The organism is Shewanella sp. ALD9 (genome assembly GCF_002836315.1).
In the GTDB taxonomy this organism is placed as follows: Bacteria; Pseudomonadota; Gammaproteobacteria; order Enterobacterales; family Shewanellaceae; genus Shewanella.
The window spans coordinates 92,810-109,819 of record NZ_PJCD01000043.1; the positions used below are offsets into that span (position 1 = coordinate 92,810).

The window sequence follows — 17,010 nt, forward strand, 5'->3', positions numbered from 1 at the left end:
AGTGTAAAATATTACAATAAGATTGATTAGATGAAACCAATGAACACAGAAAAGCAAACACGCAGCCAGATTAAACGCGCCGCGATTATTGAAGCAGCTAGAACAACCTTTAAAGAATTAGGGGTTGCGGCAACGAGTATGGATAAATTAGCCGAAGTAGCTGGAGTGTCTAAGCGAACAGTGTACAACCACTTTGCCACCAAAGAAGCTTTGGTGATGACCTTGATGACTGATTTATGGCAACAAGCATTATCTCAACCCTCTGTGGTATATGACTCACATCAACCTTTGGCTGAACAACTGCAACAGTTGGTGCGTTTTGATATGGATTATATTCAATCAGAAGAGCACGTTGAAGTATCGCGAATGGTGATTGGCCATCTGTTTTATACCACTGAAATGCAAGAAGAATTACAAAAGGTAATTAAAGAAGAAACGGCTATTTTGCGCTGGATTAAAGCAGCAACGCTGGACGGACGCTTAACAGTGAAAAATGTGGAACGGGCCCAAACAGAAGTGCAAAGCTTGATTAAAGGCCAATGTTTTTGGCCATTAATATTTCAAGTCGAAGAGCCATTAAACGAACTACAAAAAGATGACATTGCCGCAAGCATCGTTACCATGTTTTTATGTCGTTATCAGGCATAAGTCCATTGTTGGCTACTCTACACTCGGTTATCACCCACACCGAATGAAATAATACGGCTGATATGCGCTAAACTCATGCCAGATTCTTGTTGCCAATGATTGAATGCAGCTTGGGTTTGGCGTAAAGCGGTTTGCGATGTAAAGCCAGCATCAACGACGTTATGAGCAGTTAAATATGACTGCACATCTTGGCTTAATAAAAAGGTATCTTTACCTATTGCACGTAAAAAATAAGGCCCAGTATTGCCACCTAAACGGGTGCCGCGCTTTTTAAGCACTTGCCACAAACCAGTAATATCATCACTTGGCCAATTCGCAATAAATTCCGCAAAACTGCCGTGTTCAGCATTAATCTGCTGGATCATATAAGCGTTATCAACAATCGCCTGGGTTTTCTTTTGATGCCGAATAAGCACTGGGTCGGTTGCCCGCTGTTGAATTTGATCGGGTGACAGCATCAGCACTTTCATTGGTTCAAAGTCAAAAAAGGCTTTTTCATAAGCTGGCCATTTGTTATCAACCACTCGCCACACAAAGCCACTTTGAAACACGCGTTTACTCATAACAGACAATAACTGCGCATCAGTATATTCGCTGATTTCATCGGCATCGAGAGTGCCAGGCAGCAATGACTTAACTGCCGCCGGCCCGCCTTTACGCTCACATGCTCGCGCCCAAATATCACTGAACTTTTCTAATGCCACCGCGTAGCTCCTTTAACCCAATCGATAATCTGCCAATACGGCAGATAAAGGCTTGTTGATCTTTAAACATTAACATTGATACCAAAAACAACTAACGCTATATATTACGTTCTTTTTTAAGTTGTAAAAACTGTTTCCATTTAACCACTTCAGCAGGCATTTCAGGTGTGTCACCTGTGTAACCGGCAGCAGCAATTAAGGTTTCAATAGGCACTTGTTTACCTCGACATACAAACACACCACGAACATGCGCAATGCAATGTAAACCACGGGCGGTAACCATACGATGCTCAATATAAAAGTATTTTTCGTCCCAACCAACGATTTTAGTTTCAATGGTAAACTTTTCAAACGGCTTAATATCGCGGATATAAGTAAACTCTGCCGCATTCACTATCGGTAACCATTTGTTTTTTAGAAACTGTTTCATCAAACCCATTTCGGCAATCAAATAGGTGCGCGCTAAATCCATAAAAGCAGGATAACGCGAGTTAGTTAAATGCATATTGATATCGCAATCTAACGGTAAAGCACGATAATCAATTCGGCTAGTGCCTAAAAAACCAATACTTTTACAATGACCTATTCGCCATAAAAACAACAAAATAATACGAAAATACAGATTCATGCACGGTTACTCCTAATGTAAGCGCGACAGGCTAACAAAGGTCATACCAGCGAGCAAGCGGCTTTAGCTGTATTTGGTAGCACAAAATTGGCATTACACTTTATTTGTTACTCTTTTTGAGACTTATCCCCCTTTTCATCTGTGGCTTAACTGATTAACATAGCGAGGCGTTTTGATTAAATTGACAGTGAGTTAACTGAGTTTCACGTAACTTACTAACAATAACGCCGTAGTCGTTGAGTCGATTACAGCCAAATCAGCGCAAACACATTGTTTATAATTCTCAGGGCGGGGCGCAATTCCCCACCGGCGGTAAACTTGAAAAAGTGAGCCCGCGAGCGCTCGATTCGTCGAGGTCAGCAGATCTGGTGACTTAGGTTTTACTCATGAGTAATGCCTAACAGTCCAGAGCCGACGGTTATAGTCCGGATGAGAGAGAATAGAGATACATCAATTAGCCCCGGCTTGTTGATGCAATTTGTTTTGGATTTATATCCCTCTTTACAAGCCCTGATTCTGGTCATTTTAGGAGTACAACCATGAATCAGTTATCACTACTTGCCGAATTTGGCGAACCAATCACCCGTGTAGAAAACGCATTAGCAGCGCTTAGAGAAGGCCGAGGCGTATTACTACTCGATGATGAAGATCGTGAAAATGAAGGCGACATAATTTATTCTGTCGAGTATTTAACCACAGCCCAAATGGCATTAATGATCCGCGAATGCAGCGGCATTGTGTGTTTATGCTTAACTGACGAACACGCCAACAAGTTACAATTGCCGCCAATGGTTATTAATAACAACAGCGCCAATCAAACTGCGTTTACCATCTCCATTGAAGCAAAGCACGGTGTTACCACTGGCGTTTCCGCTCAAGATCGCGTGACCACCATTAAAACTGCCGCAAACCGCGATGCCAAAGCATCTGACTTGGCTCATCCTGGACACGTATTCCCATTACGTGCTCGCGCTGGCGGAGTGATGTCTCGTCGCGGTCATACCGAAGGCACTGTCGACTTAATGCAAATGGCAGGCTTAATGCCCGCTGGCGTATTATGCGAACTGGCCAACGAAGATGGCAGCATGGCCAAAACACCAGAAATTATCGCCTTTGGCCTTAAGCACAACATGCCTGTACTCACCATCGAAGACATGGTGATGTACCGTAACCAGTATGATTTAAAGCTGGCGTAATTAATAAAGTTATTAATAGGCTGTCACAAGAGTGACGCACTATCAGATAAAAATAAGAGGCGCATTATTAAATGGCGCCTCTTTTTTTACATCTAATAAGTTATAAAAAATATCTTAAATATAGATTAAGTTCTATTTGGCTTATAGTAATGTCATATTACAAGTCAAACGTCATAACCGATGCGCAACGAGGTATAAATGAGATGTGAATTTATTCCCGCCACCGAAAAAGACAAAACCTACCTACTCGATTTACGTAAATTAACCATGGTTGAGCATTTAGAAAAGTCTGGGCAGTTCTTGTCTGATGCGCAACATGAATATAGATTAAACGATGCTTATGAATGCTCTTATCTGGTCATGTACGCCAACGAGTTAATCGGGACGTTAAAATATCGAGTCAGTGAAGCTACAGTCGAAATCATGCAGATCCAAATCCATCCATTGTTTCAAAGGCAAGGATTTGGTCAAAAAATATTACAACAAATTATCACAGACTCGAAGCCAAAATTGATTGAGTTAACTGTATTAAAACAGAACCCTGCGTTGCAACTATACAAAAGGTTAGGGTTTGAAATTACCGGTGAAGATCAGCACGAATATTTTATGCAAATTAGCAGCTCATAGACTCATTCCAACCCACATAAAAAATTGGTTATAACACTTTAAAAAAAGCATATTTGTAACGTTAACATATTACTCAGCAACCAATATTAGGACACTAGCCCTATAGCAGAACATGGTTTTAAACATGATATATGGAGGTTCACATGAAACGCGTCACTGGTATCGGCGGCATATTTTTTAAAGCAAAAGATGCACCTGCATTGCAGGCTTGGTACAAGCGTCATCTGGGCATTGATGTTCAAGAATGGGGCGGCGCGGCTTTTTCTTGGAGCGACTCAAATAACAAGCCCGTAGGTGGAACCACTATCTGGGCGGTGAGTTCAGAGAAAAGCGACCAATTTTCCCCAAGCCAAGCCCCATTTATGATCAACTATCGCGTTGAAGACCTTCACGCTGTCATAGCAGCCCTCAAAGCAGAAGGCTGTAATGTCCTCGATAAAATAGATGAATCTGAATACGGCAAGTTTGCGTGGGTCATCGATCCTGAAGGTAATAAAGTCGAGTTATGGCAGCCGCCTTTAGGTCAATAGCAACTATTGTGGCTTAATGAATCTGTTCACATCCATGTGAAATTAATTTGGAGACAAACTAAATCACAATGCCGTAATAAACGTTTGATACTGACTCATGGTATTGGCATCGTCTAACATGCCTTGATGGCCAACGTTGGGCACCATAATTAACTGCTTATTGGCTGACTGACTAGCGACAAACAGTTTTTCAGACAGTTCAGGCGGGACTTCTTCATCATCTTCTGCCGCAATCACCAATAATGGCCCTTGATAATATTGCGCTACCACTTGCTTATTATCTGTTTTACGAAAATCTTCTGACATTTCCAAAGTCATAAACGGTGCCATATACCACGGTGTTTTTTCATCAACCCAGTCGTCGGCATTAGTTGCTGAACCGTGTAAAACCAGCGCATCTATTTTATTATTTTTTGCTAAATCAGCGGCAATAAAACTGCCTAGTGAGTAACCGTGCAATATCACTTTTTCAGGCTGATATTGCTGATGTAAATAATCCAGTTGTTGCTGTGCATCTGCAATAATATTGTTAATGCTTGGTTGGCCTTCACTTGCCCCTAATCCACGACGATCCATTACTAAAATGTCGGTATTGAGCGTTGATAATGTGGTCAGTACCGACAGGCCATGTGGTTCGATTTTCATGCCGTTGCCTTGATAAAAGACCAAGGTTGTAAGGCTATTGGGGTTATCGATATAAAAACCATTTAACTTAACGTGATCAATTGACTCTAAGCTGACTGGGGTAATCAAATGATTAGGCATCGCCTGCTGTAATTCTTGAGTAAACTCAGCGGTAAAGGCTGCGGGGACTTCATCGCTGGCAATAAAGGTGCTTTCACTTAGGCGCATAGTACACCCTGAAGTAACCAGCATTGTGGTGCCTAACATTGCAACTGTGGTTATTTTTTTAAGCAAATTTTGCATATTATTGTCCTTAATTTATTCATCGTCCTTGTGGACTAAAATGTCACCTGGCGAGCATTGTAAATGCTGGCAAATAGCGTCTAGTGTCGAAAATCGAATCGCTTTTGCGCGGCCACTTCTAAGCACCGACAAATTTTGAGGGGTTATACCTATCAATTCAGCTAGTTCAGTGGACTTCATTTTTCGCCTTGCCAACATCACATCCAGCTCAATAATTATGGCCATTAAATTGTCAACTCCGCCTCTTCTTGAAGCTCAGTTGCATGCTTCATTACCCATGCCACACAGTAAAAAATCATTCCGAAAAGTGCATACTTTAATTCTTGACTGCCAAGGCTAAAATAAACAGGTACCGCACTAGATGTACCACTAAAGTGCAATGTAAATGCGATGATCATCGGGTAGAAAAGGCTGAGTAAAATCCAGACTAAAAATACCAAGGCAATACGGCTCAAGCAGCGGAAGTTACGTGGAGTAAACACATGACCTTGCTGATACAGACCAAAAAGTTGGTAGAGAAAAGAGTAAATAAACAGGTAAGGTAGAATTTCAACACTGCCCAGAATGATCCCAGGATGAAATCCCGCATCATAAAGGCTTTGAGCGAGAGCTTGCCAAGGTGTACCAAAGTCGACAGCTAGATAACTACTAAACCAACCCCACCAATCAATGGTTAACACATATTCACCCGCTTGGAATTCTCCGAACACCATAGTGCCGCTATAACTAGTGACTTGTAATAAAGCTAAAAATACAATCAGCAATTTAATCCATTTACTTAACGAGACAATTCTATCCATGATCATTCTAAGCTGGTTAATGTTAAACTGAAGTTAACACACAAACCTTTTATCAGCAAAAAATTATCGATAAACGATACTTTTAAGTTTGCCGTAACGATATATATAACGTGAACAGCAAGATCAGTTTGTTGAATTTAATACCTAAAGTAGATGCTGTAGTTTACTGGCTGTGATGAATTTAGTGCGAAATGGGTATACTTATTGTCGATTGAACAGCAAAAAAAAAAGCATAAACTCGCGTTTATGCTGTTAATTTTTTAACCATGTATTTTGCTTGGTTTACACAGCAATACCACAGTGACGCAATAAAGCATCTGTATTGGGTTCACGGCCCATGAAGCGTTTAAATAGCTCCATTGGCTCTTCACTTCCCCCCATTTCAAGAATGTTATTTAGGAAGCTTTTACCTGTTTCAGCATTAAAAATACCTTCGGCTTCAAAACGCGAGAACGCATCTGCCGATAATACTTCGGCCCATTTATAGCTGTAATAACCTGCGGCATAACCACCCGCAAAAATGTGGGCAAAACCGTGTTGAAAACGGTTAAAGCTTGGCGGGGTTAATACCGCAATTTGGCTGCGAACTTGGTCTAAAATACCTTGGATATCGACGCCTTTAGCGGGGTCAAACTCGTGGTGCATTCTAAAATCGAACAGTGAAAACTCAAGTTGGCGCACCATCATCATGCCCGACTGGAAGTTTTTGGCCGCTAGCATTTTGTCTAACAATGCTTTTGGTAATGGTTCGCCCGTTTCATAGTGGCCAGAAATTTCCGCTAATGCTTCTTCTTGCCAGCACCAGTTTTCCATAAACTGACTTGGCAGCTCTACTGCATCCCAAGGTACACCATTGATACCCGACACTCCGCCCACATCCACTTTGGTTAACATGTGGTGAATGCCGTGGCCAAACTCATGGAACATGGTGGTGACTTCGTCATGGGTAAACAACGCCGGTTTGCCATCGACAGGACCATTAAAGTTACAGGTTAAATAGGCCACCGGCTTTTGCAAACCAGTAGAGGTAACCCGGCGACTGCGACAATCGTCCATCCATGCGCCGCCACGTTTACCGCTACGAGCATACAAATCTAGGTAGAAGCTGCCACGATGTACTTTATCGGCGTCATGAATATGGAAGAAACGAACATCCTTATGCCAAGTGTCTACGCCTTTTTGTTCGCTAATAGTTAAACCAAATAAGCGATTAACGGTATAGAACAAGCCTGACAAGACTTTGTCTTCTGGGAAATACGGACGCAATATTTCTTGCGACACTTCGTACTTGTGTTGCTGCAGTTTTTCAGCGTAAAAACTCAAATCCCATGAGGCCATTTCGGTCACGTTGTAATGGTCTTTGGCAAAGGCACGCAGTTCGGCTAATTCAGTTGACGCTTGGTCTTTAGACCGTTCGCCTAACTCGTTTAAAAAGCCCAATACTTGTGCTGGATTTTCTGCCATTTTGGTGGCTAACGATTTATCTGCGTAGCTGGCAAAACCGAGTAAATTGGCTAACTCATGACGCAATGCCACAATTTCATTCATGTTATTGGTGTTATCAAACTCACCGGCATTCGGGCCCTGGTCAGATGCGCGAGTCACAAATGCACGGTAACACTCTTCGCGTAACTCACGGTTTTCGCTATAGGTCATTACGGGTAAATAAGACGGAAAGTCTAAGGTGAATAACCAACCTTTTTGCTCTTTAGCGTCGGCCATAGCTTTAGCTGCGGCGATGGCTGACTCAGGTAAACCCGCTAAATCTGCTTCGTCGGTAATAAGCTTAGTCCACGCTTCGGTGGCATCTAACAGTTGATTAGAAAAGTTGCTGGTGAGTTCAGATAAGCGTTTAACCATTTCGCCATAGCGCGCTTTTTGACTGTCATCCAAACCGATACCCGACAATTCAAAATCACGTAAGCTCTGCTCTATCACCATTTTTTGCGCTTGAGTTAACTGGGCAAAGTCTGTCGATTCATGAATCGATTTATACGCCTCGTACAAACCTTGATGCTGGCCAACATAGGTGCCGTAATCTGACAACAACGGCAAACAAGCATCGTGAGCATCACGTAATTCATCACTACTGATCACCGAGTTCATGTGCGACACCGGCGACCACATTTTACTTAACTCATCATCAACGTCTTCAAGAGGCTCAATGAGATTGTCCCAAGTGTATTGGCTATTTTTTGCTAATAGTACTTCAATAGTCTCACGACATTTGGCAATGGCTTGCTCAACTGCAGGCTGAATGTGTTCAGGTTTAATTTTTGAAAATTCTGGTAATTCTGCGCTACTTAGCAATGGATTGCTCATAAAGATTCCTCGAAATATGTCGCGTGAGTATTTAGCCTATATTGGGTTAAATGTTGCCGTTTTCAAGCGTAGAAACAATTATCCTAATAAATATAACCTCGGTTTCGAGGCGATACTCTGACCTTCTTATCGCCAAATTTGACCATGTTATCGTTGATTCAACGTATAACCAGCTCTACTACCTAGCTGGTTTATTCAATAAATAGAGTGACTCAGATCCCAATTTAATTTTACATTTTATTTACACCACTAATATTGACAGGCAGATCCCAAACGAGACTGATTATCATTTATTTTCCCACTAAAAGGACTACCATTCGCTTTATTAAAAGCACTGTTCCATTTTTCTATTATGAGTTCAATAAACATGACCTTTGATTTTTGCCTATCAAACCGTAACCATTGTAGCCGCGCCTTTTATCGCACAATGGCTATTATGATGTGTTTACTGACAACCTCGTCAGCATTCGCCACGGCAGAATACCAGCCGACTGCAGGGGTTGATGTTGCTTGGGAAAATAATTATGTCACTCAAGGTCGTAATAATTTAGAGCATGGCGGTATTGCATGGGCAGTGGGCAATATTGAACAAAACGACCTAGCGGTTTATGCCATTGTAGGTCGAGCAGACCAGGTGAACTATGTGGAATGGAACCTAGGGTTAGAATATACCTTACATCTCACTAATAATATTGATGCCACTGTAGGCTATCAGCGCTTAGAATTTTATGGCGATGAGCGCTGTTCTGATAATGAATTTTTCGGCGCGTTAACGGTTAATGGATTAACGTGGTTTGTACCCGCGGTTAACTACACTTATGCAACCGAAGCTGGCGGCTATTTCATTGAACTGAGCATACATAGTCCATGGGAAATCACTCAACACTTCACTTTGACACCTTACATTGTTCAGGGGTTTGATTTTCAATACAGCAGTGAAGAACACAACGGTGCTAACCATTTCCAATTTGGACTAGAAGCCGAACAGAAACTTAATGATTCAATGGCATTGTCTGCGCACATTAGCCACAGCATTGCCCAGGGGGACATTAAGCAACAAGCCAGTGCCGACGATATTCAGGGCAGCTTAGATCAAACCTATGCAGGGGTGCATTTCAAACTGAGTTTTTAAGCTTTGCTAGCATTTTAGCAATCCAAGACTAGACTAAAGGGGCTACTGGATGCCACCTTTACTCAAGCAAGGAAGCTTATGTTAACTCGACTTATCAATATGCTATTTGTATTATTTGCGGTTTTGATGATGCTACTCAGTACCTCATTACTTGCCAGCGAGCTCACTAAACTGATTATCAAAGAGCCCGATAAACGCCCCCCATTAACCAATGACAATGCCAACTCACTCCCGTCGCAATACGCGACCGATCATCAAGGTAATGTGATTGTTATCCCCACAGAGCACCGCTCAGCGTTAGAATATCGAGCCGACGATATTTACCTTAAACCAAGCCACAAAAAACCAACAACCAAACAAAACAACACGCGCTCATCAATCTCAAAGCACTCCACCATAACCAACACGGCTATAGCCAGTAAAACAATCGCCAATGATCCAAGTTGTCGCTGGCTCAATAACCGCATAAAACATCTTCAGAAAAAACAACGTCAGACCCAAAACAGTCAATTTAGTCATTATCAAGATGAAATTGATATTAGGGAAAGCGAGTGGACCTGTCTTAAGTGCGCAACCAGCGGCCCTAATAACGTTGACCGTGGTGAATGCCAACATAAACGTTAACAATGCATTGGTTTAACGACTAGATTGCAAACACAATCCCCCCTACAATGGATACATTAAACTAGTGGAGATCATCATGGCTCAACATTTTGACTATATCGCGCTTGGCGCAGGCAGTGGCGGCATCGCCTCAGCAAACCGTGCAGCAATGCGTGGCGCAAAAGTATTAATTATTGAAGCAAAACACGTTGGCGGCACTTGTGTTAACGTCGGCTGTGTCCCTAAGAAAGTCATGTGGTATGGCGCTCATGTCGCTGAAGCGCTGAACCTCTACGCTAAAGACTATGGTTTTGATGTTACCGTCAATAAATTCGATTGGAGTACACTCGTCGACAATCGTGAAGCCTACATTAGTCGCATTCATGATGCTTATAGCCGTGGATTTGCGAGCAATAAAGTCACTTTATTAAATGGCTATGGTCGCTTTATTAATAACAACACCATTGACGTTGATGGCGAGCACTACACTGCCGACCATATTGTGGTTGCCACTGGCGGAACACCAACAATTCCTAACATTCCTGGTGCACAATACGGTATCGACTCAGACGGTTTCTTCGCATTACGTGAACAACCTAAGCGTGTAGCCGTTGTGGGTGCCGGTTATATAGCTGTTGAAGTTGCGGGTGTGTTACATGCACTAGGCAGCGAAACGCATTTATTAGTACGTAAGCATGCACCACTACGTAACTTTGACCCAATTTTGACCGACGCATTAGTTGATGCTATGGCCGCCGATGGCCCAACGCTTCATACTCACAGCGTACCTAAATCGGTCACCAAAAATGCTGATGGTAGTCTGACGTTACTATTAGAAAATGACCAAAGCTTAACGATTGACTGCCTAATTTGGGCTATTGGTCGTTCACCATCAACGGGCAATATCGGCTTAGAAAATACCGATGTGCAGTTAGATGCTAAAGGCTATGTCATTACTGATGAGCAGCAAAATACCACCGCGAAAGGTGTTTATTGTGTTGGCGACATTATGGCGGGCGGTGTTGAATTAACTCCCGTCGCGATTAAAGCGGGTCGTTTATTGTCAGAACGTTTATTCGGCAACATACCTGATGCCAAAATGGATTATAGCTTAATTCCGACAGTGGTATTTAGCCATCCACCCATCGGCACCATGGGCTTAACTGAACCAGAAGCCGCTGAAAAGTATGGCCAAGACAATATTAAGGTTTACGCCTCAACGTTTACCTCTATGTACTCAGCTGTTACAGCACATCGCCAAGCCTGCAAAATGAAACTGGTTTGTGCGGGTGATAATGAAGTGGTTGTCGGTATTCACGGTATCGGTTTTGGCATGGATGAAATACTGCAAGGTTTTGGCGTGGCAATGAAAATGGGCGCAACCAAAGCAGACTTTGACTCAGTTGTTGCGATACATCCTACTGGCGCAGAAGAGTTTGTTACTATGCGTTAAGTTACTAATAGTTAATAAAAAGCCGTGTTATTAAACACGGTTTTTTTATGCCTTTTTGTCAGCCAACCACTGTACAAACACCTTAATATTAGGTGGACGCTTTTGTGAATGCCCCATAAGTTGCGTCATAGCAAAACTATGTTGATAGTACATTTCTGCATCGTTATAGTGCTTTTGCGCATCATCACTATTGATCATCGCACCGCGTAAATAGTCACACAGTAACTCACTACGGTTAAAACCACTGACCTCACCAATTTCCGTTAAGGTTTGTGCATTCCACTGTTTATATTGCTCAAGCACGCGATCAAAGCGCTCACGATAGTAATCACTCGCTTGTGATAAAACGGCCTCGTTAGGAACCACTCGGGCAATGACAAATGCTTGCTCAGACAAAATACGATACAAACGTTGGCAATGATGAAAAATAAACCGTAAATAAGGGTCGCTATACTGCTGCGTGTCTTGTTCAGCTTGCATCAGCCAATTGCGGTAGTCCGCACAGGCAACGGCAATAATTAAGTCGGCCTCTGAGGTAAAGTGATTGTAGATGGTGCCTTTAGATATCTGGCTAGCTTGAACTAAATGCGAGCGGCATAAATCAAAGGTTTTATGCCCTTTTAAACAACGTTGTGATACTTCTATCAGATAGTTGCCACGTTGTTCCCAGCTGCTCATTTCGGGCCTCATCTTATTTGGGTTAATAAAGCGTTAACAGTTCACATTTACACTATAGCAAGCTTTGTGGATACCCTTTATTGAGTAATACTGATACCACTATGAACTTATTCAATAGCCCATGTTAAAAATAGAATTATTAGAAAGTTTTATTGCTATTGCTGAATGTGGCAACTTGTCTAAAGCAGCCGATAAAATTTGCCGAACCCAATCAACACTTAGCCTACAAGTTAAAAAACTTGAAGAAAGTGTCGGCCAAACCTTGCTGATTAGAGACAACAAAGGCGTGACCTTGACCGAGTCTGGTGAAACGCTGCTTAACTACGCCTATAAAATGATGCAACTTAATTCACAAGCTATTGATGAGTTAAAAGATTGCCAAAACCGTGAAGTGATCCGCCTTGGTGTACCCACCGACTTTATAAAGTGCTACTTAAGCAGCTGTTTATTAGAATTTATCCGCGAATTTACTAACATAGAGCTTGTTATCGACACTGACGTAAGTGGTAACTTATACAAACGCTTACACCAAGGGGAATTTGACGTCATTGTCGCAACCCATTGGCAACTACCGACTAACGGCGAATTACTCTTTACTCGTCGCTTTAAGTGGGTTGCGGCGGTCGAAGGCAAAGCTCATAAGCGCAAGACGATCCTGATGGGTTTATATCCAGAAAATTGCCCGATTAGAGCGCAAGTGTTTGCTAACCATCGACTCTCGATGCGGCCCATTAATGTATTGCTGTCGACCCCATCACCACAAGCCTTATGCATGGCTGTCGAGAACGACTTAGTGATTGCGCCAATAGCCGAATTTAGAATCACCGACCAAATGCAGGTGCTAGACCCGATTGAACATGGATTACCTATACTGCCCATGTTTAATGAATCGCTTTATCTCAACCCAGATACGCAAACCTACGCTACGTTACAGCTGATTAATTTGATTAAAGCCAATGTCGAGCACAAGGGCTATCAACTCGACTAGCCAGTTCTCACATCAACCAGCTCTGCCTGCTCTACTATTTACATACCTACATACCTACATATCTACATATCTACATATCTACATATCTACATATCTACATATCTACATATCTACATATCTACATATCTACTATCGTTTCTACTGTGACTTACAACATTAGGCTGCCAAACAAAAAGGCCAATAACACACTCGACGTAATTGTCACCACGCCAGGAATCAAAAATGGGTGGTTAAAAACCGCCTTGCCAATCCGCGTTGAGCCAGTGTCATCCATCTCTACGGCAGCCAACAGCGTTGGGTAAGTAGGTAATACAAATAACGCGCTAACCGCTGCAAATGAGGCTATTGCCGTTAATGGACTCACTCCAATCGCCAATGCAGCAGGCATTAACGCTTTAGTGGTTGCCCCTTGTGAATACAACAACATTGAGGCAAAAAATAACGCTACCGATAACAGCCAAGGCTGACTTTGAAGTAAGGTTCCTGCAACGTTTTTAATTTCGTCAATATGATTAGACACAAAAGTGTCACCCAACCAGGCTACACCCAGCACACAAATACACGCCGACATGCCAGACTTAAATGTTGATGCGTTAGAAATTTTACTGGCATCTAAACGGCAAAACCACGTTATTGCTGCTGCGGCAGAGAGCATAAACAACATAATAGCCACATCGCGCGACAGCACTGGATGTGTAATTAAGCCCACTTTGTCAGATATCGCAGTGGCATAAGACATCACCGCCACTATCGCAATCAAGAATATGGCCACCGATCGCTTAGCACCCGGTAATAACGTGACTTGAGTTTCACCACGGGTTTTCACCAATCCGCTGGCTAAACGCTGTTGATAGATAGGATCTTGTGCTAACGGTTTGCCGAGTATCGACGCAACTGCTGCACCCATTAAACAAGCAATAAACGTCGATGGAATACACACAGCCAACAACACTAAATAATCCACCCCAAACGGCTCTAAAATACCCGAGAAAAATACCACGGCAGCAGAAATAGGCGATGCAGTAATCGCCACTTGTGATGCCACTACGGCAATAGATAACGGCCGAGATGGTCGTATGCCTTGCTCTTTAGCCACTTCGGCAATCACAGGCAGCGTCGAAAATGCTGTATGACCAGTTCCGGCAAATAAGGTCATAGTGTAAGTCACTATTGGTGCTAAAAAAGTAATGTGTTTCGGGTGCTTACGCAGTAATTTTTCAGCAATAGATACCAAATAGTCCATGCCACCCGCTTCTTGCATCGCAGCTATGGCGGTAATAACCGACATAATAATCAGCATTACATCGATGGGGATAGCACCTGGCGTTAACCCTAATCCAACGGTAAGAATTAATACCCCTACACCTCCAGCAAAACCTATCCCTATACTGCCCATTCTTGCGCCGAGGTAAATCGCCCCAAGCACAATAATTATTTCTAATATCATCATAGTGTTAACTCTATTTAAAACCTAAATGTCTTGAATGAAATAGCAGGGATTACTGCTTTAGAGATCGTGATAGTACTCTGTTGGGATTTTACGAATGTAGACGTGGATCAATTAACTGCATTGCAAGCCAAAAGAGGTGTTTTGTCTGCAGGTTTATTGGTCAGTTAACTGAAAAAGCTGTGATGGAGCAGAGATGTTAACGGGGATGAAAATAGAAAAATGCCAATCAATGATTGGCATTTACACGGAAATGAATAGATAGAATGGGCTGTGGTTTACCCTTTATGCTTATCAAACTTAAACGTATGACAATTGCTGCATAACGGTTGTTTGGTTTTATGTTCGCTGTGACACTCTTGGCAAGGTACATCTTTACCATAGTGAAGGTTATTGTGTGGGTTCTGCCACTTGTCTTCTTCACTTCTGGCGGTTTTCTTTGCTAAGTCATCAACATCATGACACTGCAAACAGGACTGATCAGATGGAAACTGCTTGATGCCATTATCATGACAAGTTTTACAGTCTTTACCGATAACCTCTTTGTGGTAGTCACGGATCTCTGCTGACTGTACTGATAAGCTGGTTAATCCAAGTAGTACCAGCCCAAGTATAATATTAAAGTTTTTCATTAATGATTCCTCTTGTTCACTGGTCTAGTTAAACGTTCATAAGACTTCTAGCAGCAGTCATACCCATCACCATACATTCTGGAATAGAGCAACTACCTAAACGGCTAACGCCATGAATACCACCACACACTTCACCAGCGGCATAAAGACCAGTAATAGACTTACCAGTAAAGCTATCTGTTACTTCGGCTTTGGTATTAACTTTTACACCACCTTGGCAGTAATGCACTTTTGGCCACAAGCGAACGACAGTAAATGGCGCTTCGATCATTTTGTTTTTCGCCAACGTCATATCTTTGCCAAACTGCTTATCTTCGCCAGATTTTACATAGCCATTGTATTCAGCGATTTGTGCTTTTAACCCAGCTAGAGGGACACCAAAGTGTGTTGCCAACTCTTCAAGGCTTTCAAACTTCCAACCGACATTGTACTTAATCACTTTTTCGGTATTTGGATGTGCTTTAGAGTCTTTAAAGCTTGAAATCAACAGTGGTGGTACAGGATTGCCTTTTTCATCACGGTTACTTAATTCAGCATCAGCACGTGTTTTACGATCGGCAATTTCATTCATGAAACGCTTACCGGTTGTGCGGCTAACAGCAATTGAATGAGGTAAGTTGAAAATTGAATAGTTAGACACATAACCAAAGCCACCTTCATCAGGTGAAGCCCAAGGGCCTGATTGAATGTGAGCCAAATGCACAGGAATAGCTCCTAAACGGAACATTTCGAACATACCCTCGCCTGTTGCACCTGGTGCGTTGGTACAACCAACGTCTGCCGTTAAGGTTGGATCTTGCGCCATACGTAAATCAACGTTTTGCGCAAAGCCACCGGTAGCCATAATCACACCACGTTTGGCGCGAATATTGAGGACTTTACCAGGCTGGTCTTCGCCAAAATGATAGTTTTGACGCATTTTAACACCAACAACTTCGCCTTTATTACCGACGAGAAATCCTTCAAATTTTGAACGATTGTGGGTGTTTACACCAATACGTTTACACTCTTTGTACAATGGTTGGGTGATACCAGCACCACAACTTACTGAGGTTTGGTAAGTACGTGCAACCGAGTGACCGCCTAGTTGTTGTAAGTAAGGATGGTATTCAGAACCCGCATCTAAGGTCATTTGTAACGCTTCAACCGCGTGAGATGCGACATGGCGTAATAACCCTTCATCGGCAATGCCACGGCCAGACAATAATTGGTCATTAACCATTCTGTCTACCGAGTCTTCAACACCTTCTTTCTTTTGCATCGGCGTGCCTGGTGCGGCAAAAAGCCCACCGTTAATAGCCGAGTTACCACCAAAATAGGACATTTTTTCAAATATATGGACATCTTTTGCACCATGTTTGGTGGCTTCGATTGCGGCAGCTAAACCCGCAAAACCAGAACCAATAATGACGATTTCAACTTCTTTGTCCCATTTAACACCATCCGCCTTTTCAGACACTGCCATTGCTGGTGCTACCATCGCTGCACCAGCAGCAATACCTAGACCTGCAATAAACTTACGGCGCCCTAATAGATCTATATTGCTCATAGGTTATCACCCCTTTTTATATTATTGACGCTTCATCATAGCGATGGAATCAATTCCAAAACGGGAACTATTGTTAATGTTTGGTGAAAATAACAGCGAATATCGACTAATCAATTGTAGGTAGGACTTTCAAGGAAATTACTGCA

General features: G+C 42.5%; 18 protein-coding genes and 1 riboswitch. Of the genes, 8 read left to right on the plus strand and 10 right to left on the minus strand.

Annotation, left to right across the window (positions count from 1 at the left end):
• The first annotated feature begins 30 nt into the window (after positions 1-30).
• A complete protein-coding gene (locus CXF88_RS20080) occupies positions 31-648 on the plus strand; it encodes a TetR/AcrR family transcriptional regulator (protein WP_101088554.1) in 618 nt (205 codons plus the stop codon).
• A 17-nt stretch (positions 649-665) separates the two neighbouring features.
• Here CXF88_RS20080 and CXF88_RS20085 read toward each other — a convergent pair whose 3' ends face one another.
• Positions 666-1,352 (minus strand): DNA-3-methyladenine glycosylase I, encoded by a 687-nt coding sequence (locus tag CXF88_RS20085; protein ID WP_101088555.1) that lies wholly within the window; start codon positions 1,350-1,352, stop codon positions 666-668.
• 97 nt (positions 1,353-1,449) lie between these two features.
• A complete protein-coding gene (locus tag CXF88_RS20090; RefSeq protein ID WP_101088556.1) occupies positions 1,450-1,980 on the minus strand; it encodes a thioesterase family protein in 531 nt (176 codons plus the stop codon).
• A 275-nt stretch (positions 1,981-2,255) separates the two neighbouring features.
• A riboswitch (FMN riboswitch) is annotated at positions 2,256-2,425 on the plus strand.
• A gap of 94 nt (positions 2,426-2,519) precedes the next feature.
• Here CXF88_RS20090 and ribB point away from each other — a divergent pair.
• The 3 genes from ribB to CXF88_RS20105 all read left to right on the plus strand — a co-directional run bounded on the left by ribB (position 2,520) and on the right by CXF88_RS20105 (position 4,333).
• On the plus strand, positions 2,520-3,176 hold the full coding sequence (gene ribB / locus CXF88_RS20095; RefSeq protein WP_101088557.1) for a 3,4-dihydroxy-2-butanone-4-phosphate synthase: 657 nt from the start codon (positions 2,520-2,522) through the stop codon (positions 3,174-3,176).
• 198 nt (positions 3,177-3,374) lie between these two features.
• On the plus strand, positions 3,375-3,803 hold the full coding sequence (locus CXF88_RS20100; protein ID WP_101088558.1) for a GNAT family N-acetyltransferase: 429 nt from the start codon (positions 3,375-3,377) through the stop codon (positions 3,801-3,803).
• Between the two features lie 143 nt (positions 3,804-3,946).
• Positions 3,947-4,333 (plus strand): VOC family protein, encoded by a 387-nt coding sequence (locus CXF88_RS20105; protein WP_101088559.1) that lies wholly within the window; start codon positions 3,947-3,949, stop codon positions 4,331-4,333.
• 63 nt (positions 4,334-4,396) lie between these two features.
• Here CXF88_RS20105 and CXF88_RS20110 read toward each other — a convergent pair whose 3' ends face one another.
• The 4 genes from CXF88_RS20110 to prlC form a co-directional block, all read right to left on the minus strand.
• Positions 4,397-5,260: an alpha/beta fold hydrolase gene (locus tag CXF88_RS20110; RefSeq protein WP_101088560.1), complete on the minus strand. Its 864-nt coding sequence runs from the start codon at positions 5,258-5,260 to the stop codon at positions 4,397-4,399.
• Between the two features lie 15 nt (positions 5,261-5,275).
• The gene (locus tag CXF88_RS20115) at positions 5,276-5,485 is read right to left on the minus strand and encodes a helix-turn-helix transcriptional regulator (protein ID WP_011639279.1); all 210 of its coding nucleotides are present in this window, start codon (positions 5,483-5,485) and stop codon (positions 5,276-5,278) included.
• Complete coding sequence (locus CXF88_RS20120) at positions 5,485-6,060, minus strand: DUF2975 domain-containing protein (RefSeq protein ID WP_242445215.1); 576 nt, start codon at positions 6,058-6,060, stop codon at positions 5,485-5,487. The genes CXF88_RS20115 and CXF88_RS20120 overlap by 1 nt, the downstream gene beginning before the upstream one ends.
• Before the next feature lie 282 nt (positions 6,061-6,342).
• On the minus strand, positions 6,343-8,382 hold the full coding sequence (gene prlC / locus CXF88_RS20125; RefSeq protein WP_101088562.1) for an oligopeptidase A: 2,040 nt from the start codon (positions 8,380-8,382) through the stop codon (positions 6,343-6,345).
• 367 nt (positions 8,383-8,749) lie between these two features.
• Here prlC and CXF88_RS20130 point away from each other — a divergent pair, with 367 nt between their 5' ends.
• The 3 genes from CXF88_RS20130 to gorA all read left to right on the plus strand — a co-directional run bounded on the left by CXF88_RS20130 (position 8,750) and on the right by gorA (position 11,570).
• Positions 8,750-9,514, plus strand: coding sequence for a hypothetical protein (locus tag CXF88_RS20130; RefSeq protein ID WP_242445216.1), 765 nt, complete (start codon positions 8,750-8,752; stop codon positions 9,512-9,514).
• A 78-nt stretch (positions 9,515-9,592) separates the two neighbouring features.
• Complete coding sequence (locus CXF88_RS20135; RefSeq protein ID WP_101088564.1) at positions 9,593-10,138, plus strand: hypothetical protein; 546 nt, start codon at positions 9,593-9,595, stop codon at positions 10,136-10,138.
• Between the two features lie 76 nt (positions 10,139-10,214).
• The gene (gene gorA, locus CXF88_RS20140) at positions 10,215-11,570 is read left to right on the plus strand and encodes a glutathione-disulfide reductase (RefSeq protein ID WP_101088565.1); all 1,356 of its coding nucleotides are present in this window, start codon (positions 10,215-10,217) and stop codon (positions 11,568-11,570) included.
• Between the two features lie 45 nt (positions 11,571-11,615).
• On the opposite strand, the gene CXF88_RS20145 is transcribed toward gorA, so the two are convergent.
• Positions 11,616-12,248 carry a TetR/AcrR family transcriptional regulator gene (locus CXF88_RS20145; RefSeq protein WP_101088566.1) on the minus strand — a complete coding sequence of 211 codons (633 nt, stop codon included), beginning with the start codon at positions 12,246-12,248 and terminating at the stop codon, positions 11,616-11,618.
• A gap of 121 nt (positions 12,249-12,369) precedes the next feature.
• On the opposite strand from CXF88_RS20145, the gene CXF88_RS20150 reads away from it, so the two are divergent.
• Positions 12,370-13,236: a LysR family transcriptional regulator gene (locus tag CXF88_RS20150; RefSeq protein WP_101088567.1), complete on the plus strand. Its 867-nt coding sequence runs from the start codon at positions 12,370-12,372 to the stop codon at positions 13,234-13,236.
• 148 nt (positions 13,237-13,384) lie between these two features.
• On the opposite strand, the gene CXF88_RS20155 is transcribed toward CXF88_RS20150, so the two are convergent.
• The 3 genes from CXF88_RS20155 to CXF88_RS20165 all read right to left on the minus strand — a co-directional run bounded on the left by CXF88_RS20155 (position 13,385) and on the right by CXF88_RS20165 (position 16,864).
• Positions 13,385-14,686, minus strand: coding sequence for an anaerobic C4-dicarboxylate transporter (locus tag CXF88_RS20155; protein ID WP_101088568.1), 1,302 nt, complete (start codon positions 14,684-14,686; stop codon positions 13,385-13,387).
• Positions 14,687-14,961: 275 nt separating this feature from the next.
• The gene (locus CXF88_RS20160) at positions 14,962-15,315 is read right to left on the minus strand and encodes a cytochrome c3 family protein (protein WP_011639305.1); all 354 of its coding nucleotides are present in this window, start codon (positions 15,313-15,315) and stop codon (positions 14,962-14,964) included.
• Positions 15,316-15,343: 28 nt separating this feature from the next.
• A complete protein-coding gene (locus CXF88_RS20165; RefSeq protein WP_101088569.1) occupies positions 15,344-16,864 on the minus strand; it encodes a flavocytochrome c in 1,521 nt (506 codons plus the stop codon).
• Positions 16,865-17,010: the final 146 nt, after the last annotated feature.